This window comes from Chryseobacterium sp. NG-CE01, from assembly GCF_055695505.1.
The window spans coordinates 2204756-2217871 of record NZ_CM146369.1 but is presented as its reverse complement, the minus strand read 5'-3'; the positions used below and the strand labels follow the sequence as shown (position 1 = coordinate 2217871).

The 13116-nt window shown below is 38.8% G+C and carries 11 protein-coding genes; 1 reads left to right on the top strand and 10 read right to left on the bottom strand.

What is annotated here, in order from left to right; all coding sequences use genetic code 11:
* Window positions 1-75: 75 nt before the first annotated feature.
* Complete coding sequence (locus ACYT6F_RS10530) at window positions 76-2940, bottom strand: M16 family metallopeptidase (protein WP_472597645.1); 2865 nt, start codon at window positions 2938-2940, stop codon at window positions 76-78.
* 504 nt (window positions 2941-3444) lie between these two features.
* Between ACYT6F_RS10530 and polA the strand changes: the two genes are divergently transcribed.
* The gene (gene polA / locus ACYT6F_RS10525) at window positions 3445-6282 is read left to right on the top strand and encodes a DNA polymerase I (RefSeq protein WP_472601114.1); all 2838 of its coding nucleotides are present in this window, start codon (window positions 3445-3447) and stop codon (window positions 6280-6282) included.
* 142 nt (window positions 6283-6424) lie between these two features.
* Here polA and ACYT6F_RS10520 read toward each other — a convergent pair whose 3' ends face one another.
* From ACYT6F_RS10520 to ACYT6F_RS10480, 9 genes are all read right to left on the bottom strand, one after another.
* Entirely contained in the window at window positions 6425-7042 is a 618-nt protein-coding gene (locus tag ACYT6F_RS10520; protein ID WP_472597644.1) for an FEKKY domain-containing protein, read from the bottom strand.
* A gap of 4 nt (window positions 7043-7046) precedes the next feature.
* Window positions 7047-7706, bottom strand: a complete 660-nt coding sequence (locus tag ACYT6F_RS10515; protein WP_472597643.1) for a hypothetical protein — start codon at window positions 7704-7706, stop codon at window positions 7047-7049.
* 9 nt (window positions 7707-7715) lie between these two features.
* On the bottom strand, window positions 7716-8450 hold the full coding sequence (locus ACYT6F_RS10510) for a protein phosphatase 2C domain-containing protein (RefSeq protein ID WP_472597642.1): 735 nt from the start codon (window positions 8448-8450) through the stop codon (window positions 7716-7718).
* Between the two features lie 34 nt (window positions 8451-8484).
* Window positions 8485-8883 (bottom strand): immunity 22 family protein, encoded by a 399-nt coding sequence (locus ACYT6F_RS10505; protein WP_472597641.1) that lies wholly within the window; start codon window positions 8881-8883, stop codon window positions 8485-8487.
* 86 nt (window positions 8884-8969) lie between these two features.
* Window positions 8970-9536, bottom strand: coding sequence for a YdeI/OmpD-associated family protein (locus ACYT6F_RS10500; RefSeq protein WP_472597640.1), 567 nt, complete (start codon window positions 9534-9536; stop codon window positions 8970-8972).
* 142 nt (window positions 9537-9678) lie between these two features.
* Window positions 9679-9966, bottom strand: coding sequence for a type II toxin-antitoxin system RelE/ParE family toxin (locus ACYT6F_RS10495; RefSeq protein WP_472597639.1), 288 nt, complete (start codon window positions 9964-9966; stop codon window positions 9679-9681).
* Window positions 9948-10184 carry a hypothetical protein gene (locus ACYT6F_RS10490; protein ID WP_472597638.1) on the bottom strand — a complete coding sequence of 79 codons (237 nt, stop codon included), beginning with the start codon at window positions 10182-10184 and terminating at the stop codon, window positions 9948-9950. The genes ACYT6F_RS10495 and ACYT6F_RS10490 overlap by 19 nt, the downstream gene beginning before the upstream one ends.
* A gap of 35 nt (window positions 10185-10219) precedes the next feature.
* On the bottom strand, window positions 10220-11935 hold the full coding sequence (locus ACYT6F_RS10485) for a HAMP domain-containing sensor histidine kinase (RefSeq protein WP_472597637.1): 1716 nt from the start codon (window positions 11933-11935) through the stop codon (window positions 10220-10222).
* 5 nt (window positions 11936-11940) lie between these two features.
* Window positions 11941-13053 (bottom strand): sensor protein KdpD, encoded by a 1113-nt coding sequence (locus tag ACYT6F_RS10480; protein WP_472597636.1) that lies wholly within the window; start codon window positions 13051-13053, stop codon window positions 11941-11943.
* Between the last annotated feature and the right edge of the window lie 63 nt (window positions 13054-13116).

Sequence of the window (13116 nt, the reverse complement as noted above, 5' to 3'; positions counted from 1 at the left end):
AAAGATAAAAATAAACAAAATACCACGCGATGGAATCGCGCGGTAGCTTATAAATAATTTAAAAGTGTAGCCGGTTTAATGCCCGAAAATATCCTTTAAGGTCACTTCTTTGAAGCTGCCCATCTGGTTCACCGCATCCATATTCAGGTTTTCTCTTTTTCCGATAAGGGCCGTATTAAACTGAACCGTTTTAATGTAATTATTATAAAACATCTTCACGTCTTCAAAGGTTAAGCTTTCAATCTGCTGGTAAATATCTTTCCTGAAGTCGTGGAAAATATTCAGCTTTTTAAGTCTTAGGGTATTAAAGAAAATATTGGTTCTGGTAATTCTTGCGGAGGCAATCTGTTTCAGTGCTGCATTTCTTGCGTTTTCAAACTGTGCCGGAACTTCAGGAAGTTCGGCCATCAGCTCAGCTAATGTATCGACAGCAATTTGTAACTTGTCCGGCTGTGTCCCGATATACGTGGTGATATAATCCGGATGGTTCAACTCGGAATTGGCAGCATAAGAAACGTAGGCTGAATAGGCAAGACTTTTGCTCTCACGGATTTCCTGAAAAACAATGGAAGAAAGACCTCTCCCAAAATATTCGTTGAATACATTAATTTTTCCGAAATTTTCTGTATTAACCATTTGACCTCTGCCGATCCTGCTCATTTCCATCTGCACCATGTCATAGTTTGTAAAATAAACATTCCCGAGCGTTTCAGGTTCAGGATATTTTTTAGGTTTCGGAACAGCAAGGCTTTCCGGCTCGATATATTTCCCGATATAGTCTTTAAAACTTTCAAAATTCTTTCCGTAAAAGAAAATCTGATACGGAAAGCTAAACAGATTCTTCATCCTTTCCGTAAAGATCTCAACATTGCTGCTTTCAAGTTCTTCTTTTGAAATGATATCCGTAAATCTGGAAAACGCACCAAGCTTAGTATAATTCGTTAAAGCCGTCATGATACGGGCTTTGTCTTTTTTTATGGCTGCGCGGTTTTCTAGTACCGTTTCCACAAACTGGTTATAAATTTCCTGATCAGGCTGTACTTCTTTCAACCAGTGTTGCAGAAGCTCAATTCCTTTCGGGATATTTTCTTCAAGACCATGTAGTGAAATGGTAAGCTGGTCGTTGGCGGTTTTAAAATCATTGGTAATCCCGATTTTGAAAAACTCTTTTTTAAGATCATCCGGCGAAAATTTTTCCGTACCTAAATATTGAAGAACCTGTGTTGAAATACCAAGATCACGGTCATGATCGCTTCCGAAAGGAAAAATAAAATGCACCTGGGCAATATCATTGCTTTTATTTTCCACAAAGCTCAGTTTTTTATCTTTAATCGTGTCGGTAAGGATTTCTTTCTGATAGTCGATAAATTCAGGCTGTATATCCTCTGTTTTTTCCGCTAAGATCTGCTTGAGAAATTCAGATTGTGCTTCACGGTTGATTTTTACCGGGGTAATTCCAGGATTTTCTACACGGATCAGCTTATCATTAGTTCCTTTTTCTTTATTAACAATTACATAATTATCTTTGAAGAACTCATTGGCGAAAGCTACCACATCTTCTTTTGTAATAGCGGCATATTCATCCATTTCATTCAGTTCCTGTTCCCAGGTTCTGCCTTTGATGTAGGTATCATAGAGATTGGTGGCAAGCCCGTCTGCGGTTTCCAGCGCTTTCATCCTCTGAACTTTGAAATCATTGATGATTGCGGTAAGCATCCAGTCCGGGAAATCTCCTTTTTTCACCAATTCGAGCTGTTCCATCACGAGGTTTTTTGCTTCATCCAGGGTCTGTGTTTCTTTCGGAACGGCAACAATGGAGAAATACCCGTATTGTTTTAATCCCACTGAATACGCCTGTCCCCAAAGCAGTTTCTGGGTCTGATTAATGTTCAGGTCTATCAATCCCGCTTCTCCCCTGTTGCTTAAAATATTGGCGACGATATCGGCAAGCATCGCTTCCCTTGTTCCGTAACTTTCGGTCCTCCAGGCGAGCTGAACTCTCGGCGTAGTAGGACTCTTCACGGTTCTTTCCACTATTCCTGTAATCGGTTGTTCGACAACTGGATATTTCTCAGGTAATTCGCGGTAAGGAATCGTGCCGAAATACTGATCGATAAGTTTAATAGTGTCATCAAAATCAAGATCTCCCACCAAAACCATTGCATAATTATTCGGGACGTAGTATTCATCAAAATATTTATGAATAGCCCTCATCGAAGGGTTTTTCAGGTGTTCGGCCTTTCCAAGGGTGGTTTGCTGTCCGTTCGGATGGTTTGGGAACAGAGCATCCATCAGCTCATACTGAACCAGCCTGGAATCATTATCCTGTGCCCTGTTGAACTCCTCATACACCGATTCCAGTTCGGTATGAAAAAGTCTTAATACCAATTCCGAAAATCTTTCTTTTTCGATCTTAAGCCATTTTTCAAGTTCATTATTGGGAATATTGTTTTTGTAAACCGTTTCATCAAACCATGTGTGAGCATTGGTTCCCGTAGCGCCTAATGAAGAAATTGCCTTGTCATATTCATTGGCAATAGCATACTGGCTTGCTTTCTGGGACAGCTCATCTATTTTGCGGTAAATTTCTTTCTTTTTTTCAGGATCAGAAGTTGCTTTATGTTCTTCGTACAAATCTGAAATCCGGTTCAGCAATTCACTTTCTTTTTCCCAGTTCTGAGTCCCGAGTTTTGAAGTCCCTTTAAACATCATATGCTCAAGATAATGTGCCAGTCCGGTATTATCAGCAGGGTCATTATTGCTTCCTGTACGTACCGGAATATAGGTCTGGATTCTGGGGGCATCAAAATTTTGGGCAAGAAAAACCTTCAGGCCGTTTTTCAAAGTATAGATTCTTACGTTGTTTTCGTCATTGGAAATGGTAATGTATTCGTAATTTTTATCTTTATGAATCGTCTCATTGTATTTTTTATCTGTCATATCAATCATTTTCATTCTCAAATCAGAATGCTATACAAATGTAAGGAATAGAAAATGAACTCTCTATGTTTTACCAGATTAACGTACGTTATTAAAGACATAAACATTCATGTACAACACGCTTGATATAAAAATAGATTAAGTCTGAATTTGAAGATTTGATTCTGTCGACTCTAACAAGCTCAATGTTGAGCAAAAAAGACGCGACCATGAATCAGAAAGACTGAAAAACCAGTCTACAAGACTCAATGATGAATCAAAAACACTCTCCGACGAGTCTAAAAGAATGAAAAACCAGCCTAAAAGACTCGATAACGAGGCAAAAAGGTTCAACGGCGAACCTCAGAGGCTCAAAAACCAGCCTGTAAGGTTCAAAATTGAAGGAAAAAGGGTGGTTTATAAAAGTATATTGTTGAAAAATAACCGATAACATCTCAGGTTAATCCTTTGCACATTTCCCTATTAAAAGAACTCTTTTTCTTATATTTGTTTTTTATGGACAATATGGACGCAACACAAGATAAAAGATTATTCCTGATCGATGCTTATGCAATGATTTTCAGAGGATATTATGCTCTGATCAGAAATCCGAGACTCACCAGCAAAGGTCTGGATACTTCAGCTATTTTCGGATTTACCAATTCCCTGATCGAATTGATCAGAAGGGAACGGCCTACTCATCTTGCAGTGGTTTTTGATGTGGGTGAAGCCAGCATAAGAACGGGAGATTTTTCTGAATATAAAGCCAACAGAAGCGAAACACCGGAAGCCATACAAAATGCTATTCCGTATATACACAGAATTCTGCAGGCCATGCATATTCCTATCCTGGGCGTTCCGGGATATGAAGCAGATGATGTGATCGGAACCATCGCCTGTAAAGCAGAAAAAGAAGGCTATACCACGTTTATGGTAACTCCCGACAAAGATTTTGCACAGCTTGTCACAGATAAAATAAAAATTTACAAGCCGGGACTAAAAGGCAGCGATATTGAGATTTTAGGTGTAGAAGAAGTTAAAGCCAAATACGAAATTGAAGATCCTAAACAGGTGATCGATTTCCTGGCGATGATGGGAGATTCTGTGGATAATATTCCCGGCCTTGAGGGCGTAGGTGAAAAAACAGCCATGAAATTCCTGAAAGAATTCGGAAATATTGAAACCCTGCTGGCCAACACCGACAAGCTAAAGGGTAAATTAAAAGAAAAAGTGGAAGCTTCAGCAGAAAGAGGAATTTTATCTAAAAAGCTGGCCACCATTATCTGTGATGCACCTATTGAATTCCACCAGGAACAATATGACCTGGAAACTCCGGATTTTGAAAAAGTAAAAGAAGTTTTCGACGAAATAGAATTCAGAAGGCTGTACGAAAATCTTTACCGTGCGTTTGCCCCATCATCAACAGGAACTGTTGTCGTTGCAGAGATTGATATTACCGTTGCCGAAACACCACAGCAAAAAGTAGCGCAGGCAGTGGGACAGCTCGATCTTTTTGCCACTTATGAAGAGCTGGATCAGGCTACCTCAACGAAGGCTACGATTGAGCAGAATGATCACCTGTATCAGTTTATCAGTAATCCCAAAGCCCAGAAAATTCTTGTCGACAATTTATTAAAACAGCGTGTAGTCTGCTTCGACACTGAAACCACTTCTCTTAACGAACTCGAGGCCGAGCTTGTAGGAATGAGTTTCAGCTACAAAAAAGGATTGGCGTATTATGTTCCCCTTTCGGAAGATCAGGGTGAAGTATTGCAGACGCTGGAAATTTTCAGGCCTTTTTTCGAAAAGGAAGATGTCGTCAAAGTAGCGCACAATTTGAAGTTTGATTATAAAATCCTCAGAAGATACAATATCACGGTGAAAGGCGCGATGTTCGACACGATGATCGCACATTACCTCCTGAATCCTGACGGAAGACACGGAATGGACTATCTTTCCGAAATGTACCTGGGTTATAAGCCGGTTTCCATTGAAACCATTATCGGTAAAAAAGGAAAAAAACAGGGAAATTTTCGTGATGCAGATCTCAGAACACAGACCGATTACGCAGCCGAAGATGCCGACGTAACTTTTCAGCTGTATGAGCTTTTTGCCCCGCAGCTTAAAAAAGAAAATTTAGAAGATCTGTTCTTCAATATAGAAATGCCTCTGATGGAAGTTTTGGCTAAAATGGAACTGTCCGGAATTTCACTCGATGAGAAATGGCTCGCCCAGGAAAGTATAGATCTGGAAAACGACCTGAAACAGCTGGAAGCGAAGATTTTTGAACTTTCCGGGGAAGAATTCAATGTCAATTCCCCAAAACAGCTGGGAGATATTCTTTTTGAAAAGCTTCAGCTGGACCCGAAGGCCAAGAAGACCAAAACCGGACAATATGCTACTTCGGAAGATATTCTGCAGAAGCTTGCGTCTAAACATGAGATTATTCAGCATATTCTTGAATACAGGACGTATCAGAAATTAAAATCAACATACGTGGATGCATTGCCATCGCAGATTGATAAATCGGATAACCGTGTCCATACGAATTTCTCACAGACCACCGCAGCAACGGGCCGTCTGGCAAGTGTCAATCCGAATCTTCAGAATATTCCGATCAGAACGTTGAGAGGTCAGCAGATCCGTGGTGCTTTTGTGGCAGGAGAAGATAAAAAGATTATTTCTGCCGATTATTCACAGATTGAGCTTCGGCTGATTGCTGAAATTTCAGGAGAAGACAATATGATCAAGGCTTTCCAGGACGGAGAAGATATCCACGCCTCAACAGCGGCGAGATTATTTAATATTCCGCTGGAAGAGGTTTCAAAAATCCAGAGAAGCCAGGCTAAAACCGTGAACTTCGGAATTTTATATGGACAGGGCGCTTTTGCTCTTGCCGAGCAGACCGGATTGTCCAGAAGCGAAGCCAAACAGATGATCGATGCCTATTATGCCTCCTATCCGAAACTGAAGGAATATATGGCAGAACAGGTGAAAAGAGCCCGTGAAATCGGTTATGTGGAAACCATTCTGGGAAGAAAGCGTCATTTGAAAGATATCAATTCGAACAATTTTGTAGTTCGCGGACATGCTGAAAGAAATGCCGTCAATGCTCCAATCCAGGGAAGTGCAGCCGATGTGGTAAAGGTAGCGATGATTAAAATTCAGAAAGAACTGGAAAAAGAAAAATTAAAAACTAAAATGCTGCTTCAGGTACATGACGAATTGGTTTTTGAAGCTCCGGCTGATGAAATTGAAGTTGCCACCAACATCATTAAAATGGAAATGGAAAATGCGATTGAAACGCAGGTTCCGTTATTGGTAGAAGTGGGTATCGGGAATAACTGGCTGGAAGCGCATTGATTTTTTAAAATATAGATGCTTCGACAGGCTCAGCATGACAACGCTAATACTAACTGTCTGTTTAAACGGTGAATTTTTAGTAAATGTCATATTGAGCCAGTCGAAACATTTTTCATTTATCTGTTGTAAGAATGCAGCAGGTTTATTTGTTCAAATTTTCAATTTCCTTATTCATCTTTTCTTCCCAGCCTCTACCATTTCTTTTTTCGAGGTAAGGTTTTACCGTTTCTTCATATTTTTGTTGTCCTTCACCATCAATTACATCAACAATACAGCCTGTATTGAAATAACTTATCCCGAATTTTTTCCGGATACTGTCGATTTTATTCTGCGTTTTCACATCATATCCCGGAATAGAAAGTCCACCTGCATATCGATACATAACGTTATCTTTTTTGATATCTTCTTTAGCCTGCTGTATATATTCATCTTCAGATTCTCTGATTTCTTTTCGGGTTGAGATGTAAGTAGCTGCATCAAAATATACAATGAATGTTAACAATATACCGCAGAGTACGGTAAATACTAAAAGAAATCTATTTTCAGGCTTTAGATTTTTAATTTTCAGATGACTAATCAGCCATGCAATCAAGGCAAATAAAGCTAAAGCGATTAAAAGGTATTGCGGACTGCTTTCCGACACAACCGTCCAAAAGTCAGGTTTTATGGGATACATAATCAGATATCCGCCTAAAATATGCGCTGTAATAAGCAACAGTACAACAATCACAGTGATAATGAGCAGCTTTCTGGAAACCATGATTTTAATTAGATAATGCTAAGGTAAGAAACGCGGCAAACATTATTCCGCTAATCAGCAAAATAAAGATGGCAAACTTCTTAACATCTTCCAATTCTCTGCCATCTTTCAGAATAAGCTTTCTAAATCCTCCGGAAATGAGCGTCATTAAAGCAGTAAGGAAAAGCAAACCCAGTGCGGTGCAGATTCCAAATCCAAAATTATTGCCGGAATAGTGACCGAAGAACAAAGGAACCATATCATACGAAAAGAGACCGTTCAAAAGGAGAATAAAAACAACAGGTACAAAAGATTTTAATGGGAATCCGCCCTGTCTCTGCTGACGGATGATCTGCGGATCTTTTTCGGCAAGTGGAAAATTAGCTTTCTCCAAAAATCCGGTCTGTTTAATCTGGCTGATCACAAATTCAGGGTCTTTCATGGTCCAGAAAATCACGTTCTGTTTGTAATTTTCTACCCGATGTAAGATTTTAATCCCCTGTCCGATTAAAGGAATGGCTTTGTAAGGCTTAATTGAAATAATATCCTGCGGCTGGAAAATAACATTTCCGGCAAGTGAAGCATCTATTTTGAGCGTATTTTCGTCTGCGTAAAGAGTTGCAAAGGGATAACTGGTATTTACTCTGCCAATTTTGGCACCGCCTGTAAGTTTAAATTGTTTCATGGTTTAGTTTTATTTTGTCATTCTGATAACAGCGAGATCATCAGTAGGCTTCAATCCGTAATAATGTTCCAGTCTTTTTAATTTTTTGGAAAGCATTTCTTCGGAACCGATATTGTCTGTGTCTACAAGAAGATAATTAATAGGATCAATCTTCTCATCGTGATCAGTTTTTTTAATTGCTTCAAATGAGGAAATTCCGTCTGTTGCAATGGAAACATCTTTAATCTGACTGACAAAAATCTTCTGGGTCTGGTTAAGATACCAGTCTTCAAAGTTTTCTTTAAAATGATAGGCGAGATAATCGGGTTTGTTATTTCTTTCAAATTCAGTAATTTTCCCATCAATACAAACCAAGCCGTCTCCAATACTTAAAATAATCCCCTCTTCTTTTTTTATATCGTAAAGTAGGATCATCAAGGTGGTAAGAAGCTCCTTTTCATCAAGCATAAGATGATTTTTGAGCGCAATGATTTCTTTAAAAAGCTCTTTTATAATAGTTTTCAGTTCTTCTTCAATATCATCTGTATGATTGGGTTCATATAATTCTTTGTATCCCTTTTCAACACCTATTTTTCGCAAAATCTTGCCAAACAAAGCAGATGCAAACTGACTTTCCATGGCTGTTGAGCATCCGTCCATTACGGCACACAAGGTTTTATTGCTTCCGATTTTCTTTGTGATCAAAAAATCTTCGCAGTGATTGATATGGTAATCACCAATCTGGAGAACAGAGTGAATATTCATGGTTAGTTTAAATTATATGTTTGTAGCGATAAGCTTACGCACTAAATTCAATACCGCCCACATACGTCAACGAGAAAAAGTCGTTTTCTATAGAAACAGGCTTCGGAACCTGGCCCTGACTGAGAAAGATGATGGCATTCACTTCAAATTTCAGATTGATTTCATTAAGTCTGTTCACGAGTATCGGAAGCCATTGTTCGGCAAAAGAATATTCCGCAAATTTTTCGTAAATCGTTCTGTTTCCGCCTTCAAAACCATATTCTACGAAATCGTGATCAAGCCAAACTACACCCTGAGAAGCGGCAAATTTTGAAATATGGGTATCATCAGATTCTTCAAGGAGATAATAGCTTTCGTCTTCTTCCACAAAATCATAAAAATCTTCTTCACTGTTGAAATTTCCTACCCAAAAATCTAATGTGTCTGTATGCATTGTTAATCTTTTCTTGTTTAAGGCTTCAAAGTTAGGATTTTATTTGCAGATGTTTAAAATAGATTATTAAGTATTAGACTGCCGATTCAGCCATAAAATGAAATTCTATTTCCCGCTTCACTTTCCTTAATCGTCTTTTCTAACCTCGATAATCTTGTTTTTTCCTGTTTTGCCCTCATGATCCAGTGCAGCATTACCTTTCTGTAAGACGGCGCCTGATTGTTGAAAAATTCCCATGCTTTTTTGTTGGCTTTAAACTGTTTTTCAAATTCCGGACTCAGTGTAGCCGTTTCATTTTCATGCGAATAGACCGCCGATTTGTGCTCTTTTCTGAGTTGAAAAGCTTTTTCTCCGGCCTCCGTCATGAGGCCTGCTTTTGTAAGTTCCTCCATTTTTTTGATATTGACGGCACTCCAGATACTTGTCGGTTTTCTTGGCGTAAAACGGATGCTGTAGCTTTCCTCATCAATCGATCTCCTTACGCCGTCGATCCATCCGAAACATAAAGCCTGATCCACCGATTCCGGCCACGTTATAGATGGTTTTCCGGTTCCGACTTTGTAAAATCCAACCAACAGTTCCTTTTCAGCCTGATGATATTCTTCAAGCCATTTTCTGAATTCCTGCGGAGTGGAAAAAAAGGTAGGTTTCATTTTTTTTAGTTTGCTCTAAATTACTTATTTTACTGATATCTGAGTTATGGTGAAAAGTTTCGGGCGGGAGCTTCGCTCCCGCCCGAAACCCTATCTTAATTATAATACCATTACCTTAGGTGAAACATTAAATTAACAGTGTTTAGACCGGTTCCAGCCTTCTTCCATCCCAAATTGAAAGAACAATTAGCTCAGTATCGGAGAATTCATACAAAATCAAATAATCACGAACAATTTTGACCCTTACATTAAGAAGCTCTGTTTTTCTTCCTACGGTAGGATGTTCTGCTAATAACTGAAGAGTATTCAAAATCAAATTATTGAGCTTTACACTAAATGTCTTTGATTTATTTCTGACAATCCAATATTGAAGAATATCTTTTCTTTCAGCTTGGGCTTTCTGAGTCCAAACTATTTTTCTTTTAGCCATTGCTCAATATCCTGACTAGCTTGTTCATCGGTAATAACCTCAGATTTTCTATATTCCTGCTGAGCTTCTGCAATCCTTTCTTTTTGAGAATCAGTAAGAATATACTCATTGGTACTCAATTCAAAATCCAAAAGCTTCTGAAGTTCTTCAATAATTCTGGGCTCTTTCAGTTGAGTGATTCTCTTTATTAAATCAATTTTTAAATCTGATGTATTCATCTATTTGAATTTATACCAAATGTAGAAAAAAATCTCTAAACCATCGGCAGTGTAAAATAAAAAGTACTTCCCTGATTCGGTGCGCTTTTCACTCCAATTTCCCCATGTTGCTTTTCAATGAAATTCTTGGAAATGGCGAGTCCCAGACCGGTACCATTCTGATGTTCGCCCGGAACCTGAAAATAACGGTCGAAAATCTGGCGGTGGTATTTTTCATCAATTCCTTTCCCGGTATCTGTAATGCTGAACTGTATTGATGACTCCTTTCTTTCAACATGTACAGAAATACTTTCATCCTGAAAAGAATATTTAATCGCATTGCTCAGAAAATTATTAATAACCCAGACTGTTTTATCAAAATCAGCAGCCACAAGATCCGTATCCTCAATCTCATAATCCGTTTTCAGAGAAATATTTTTTTGTTCCGCAAGTTTTTCCACATTTTTTATTGCTGCCTGAACCATATCTTTCGGTGAACAACGCTCAATATTCAGGCGGATATTTCCGGTTTCCACCTGCGATAAATTCAGCAGTTCCCCGGTAATATCCAAAAGGCGCTGGCCGTCTTCGCTGATGCCTTTCACCAGTTCTCTCTGCTGTTCATTCAGTGATCCGAATTTTTGATTTTCCAGCAGCTGAACCCCCATTTTAATAGCAGAAATCGGAGTTTTAAGTTCATGAGAGATCGTGGCGATAAAATTGGTTTTGGCAAAATCAAGCTCCTTGAAAGGCGTAATATTTCTCAGTAGAATCACTCTTCCGATGTATCTTTTTTCTTTTTCACCCGTTTTTACAATATTAATCGGAATAACCTCCTGCTCAAAATAATTTTCTTTACGCTCGGAAACAATTTTGATTAGATCTTTTTGAGGATGATCCATATTTTTCAGCAGTTCCCTTATCAGATCATTATTCACCGCCACTTCATGAACGGTTTTCCCGATAATTTCATTTTTATTTAAATTCGTGATTTTCAAAGCTTCATCATTGATCATGTAGATGAAGTGATTTTCATCCAGACCGATTACGGCATCATGCATATTGTTGACGAGGGTCTCAATACGCTTTTTATCCATCAGCTGTTTAGAAAGGGTGCTGCTTTCATATTCCTGAAGCTTTTCAGCCATTATGTTAAATGACTGGGCAAGATCGCTGAATTCTTCACTGCCCTTAAAATAGACTCTTTCGCTGTAATTTTTATTGGCAATCTGCCTGATACTGAAAGTGAGCTGGCTAATCGGCTCCGCGATGGTTTGCGGAAGATTAAACAACAACACAAAAGCAATCAGGAAACATACCGTTCCCAGACTTACGATCCAGAATGTTGCATTTTCTGCAGTGATAATTGCCATATCACTTTTCCGTTCAATACCTTTCATATTGAGGGTCATGATCTTTACAAGGTCTTCTCGGATGAGTTTTTCTTTTTCGGCATCCGGACTATTAAGATAGCTGTTGAAATGAATATTGAGACTTTGGGTGGCCTCTTTCTCCCCGAATTCCGTAAGGTTTTCTTCCTGAAGCTGGTTGTTTTTCTTAAACGCCTGCACGGCTACGGCACTATCGGTACCGATGCGATCCAGAGCGAGAAGCATATTTTTTGAAAATTCGATACTGTTGTAATTGGCATTCAGAATTTTCTCGGTATCGGATTTCAGTTTATTGATGTAGACCGATCCCATTACTGAAAGCAGGACAATCAGCAGAAAAAGAAGACCGACGCCTAAGGTAAGTTTTGTTTTTAGTTTCATCGATTTCAGGATAAAATAATAATATCGGTCTGCCGTTCATTAAGGTGGTTCATCAGGGTGTAGATCCAGCTGTACCCGAAAATTCTCTGCCATAATTTTGCACGCGGCTTTCCCATACACACCGTGGTAATATTGTGTTCAACCACATAATCCAGGATTCCTTTGTGTACACTGTTGTTTTTCAGGCGAATTACTTTAGCGCCCAATTCCTCTGCTAAATTAAAATTATTAATCAAATAACGCTGCTTATCCAGTGCGATTTTTTCAAGGCTTTCGGATGGTTTCTGGATGTAAAGAACTGTCCACGGACTGTTGTAATAGCTTGCCAGTCTTGCAGTTTTTCGGATGATATTCTTTGCAGTTTTTCCGTTACTGCTGATGCATGCCAGGAATTTTACCGGCTTAAAGTTTTCCGTTTTGATCTCCGTTTCAACTTTTTTTTCAACATGGGTGGCCACTTCTTTTAAGGCCAGCTCACGAAGCTGTAGAATATGTCCGCTTTGGAAAAAATTGCTTAAAGCTGTTTGGATTTTCTCTTTTTTGTAAATTTTTCCTTCTTTCAGACGTGTAAGAAGTTCATCGGCCGTTAAATCGATATTTACAACTTCATCCGCCAATGCGAGAATTTTATCGGGAACCCTTTCCGAGACTTCTATTCCGGTTATTTTCTTTACTTCTTCATTCAGGCTTTCAATATGCTGAATATTCATCGCACTGATCACATTAATTCCGTTATCAAGAATTTCCAGAACATCCTGCCATCGTTTGTTATTTTTGGAACCTTCGATGTTGGTATGCGCCAATTCGTCTACCAAAACAACTTCAGGATGCATATTAATAATGGTCTGAAGATCCATTTCCTCCAGGTTTTTGCCTTTGTAAAAAGAAGATCTTCTCGGTATTTCAGGAATTCCTTCTGTTAAAGCGACAGTTTCTTCTCTTCCGTGAGTTTCAATATAGCCGATTTTCACGTCAATTCCATTTCGCAAAAGTGCTTGCGCCTCCTGTAGCATACGGAAGGTTTTTCCTACACCTGCGCTCATTCCGATGTAGATTTTAAATTTCCCTTTTCGTGATTTCTGGATGAGTTCTAAAAAATCTTTCGCTGAAGAAGACATGGCTTTTATTGTTTTTAATTTTATTTTTTGAAGGATAATCTGAGTTTTTAAAATCTTTACAAA

Coding starts and splice junctions, on each gene's coding strand:
- ACYT6F_RS10530 (WP_472597645.1), bottom strand. CDS start 2,940: ATGACAGATAAAAAATACAATGAGACGATTCATAAAGATAAAAATTAC.
- polA (WP_472601114.1), top strand. CDS start 3,445: ATGGACGCAACACAAGATAAAAGATTATTCCTGATCGATGCTTATGCA.
- ACYT6F_RS10520 (WP_472597644.1), bottom strand. CDS start 7,042: ATGGTTTCCAGAAAGCTGCTCATTATCACTGTGATTGTTGTACTGTTG.
- ACYT6F_RS10515 (WP_472597643.1), bottom strand. CDS start 7,706: ATGAAACAATTTAAACTTACAGGCGGTGCCAAAATTGGCAGAGTAAAT.
- ACYT6F_RS10510 (WP_472597642.1), bottom strand. CDS start 8,450: ATGAATATTCACTCTGTTCTCCAGATTGGTGATTACCATATCAATCAC.
- ACYT6F_RS10505 (WP_472597641.1), bottom strand. CDS start 8,883: ATGCATACAGACACATTAGATTTTTGGGTAGGAAATTTCAACAGTGAA.
- ACYT6F_RS10500 (WP_472597640.1), bottom strand. CDS start 9,536: ATGAAACCTACCTTTTTTTCCACTCCGCAGGAATTCAGAAAATGGCTT.
- ACYT6F_RS10495 (WP_472597639.1), bottom strand. CDS start 9,966: ATGGCTAAAAGAAAAATAGTTTGGACTCAGAAAGCCCAAGCTGAAAGA.
- ACYT6F_RS10490 (WP_472597638.1), bottom strand. CDS start 10,184: ATGAATACATCAGATTTAAAAATTGATTTAATAAAGAGAATCACTCAA.
- ACYT6F_RS10485 (WP_472597637.1), bottom strand. CDS start 11,935: ATGAAACTAAAAACAAAACTTACCTTAGGCGTCGGTCTTCTTTTTCTG.
- ACYT6F_RS10480 (WP_472597636.1), bottom strand. CDS start 13,053: ATGTCTTCTTCAGCGAAAGATTTTTTAGAACTCATCCAGAAATCACGA.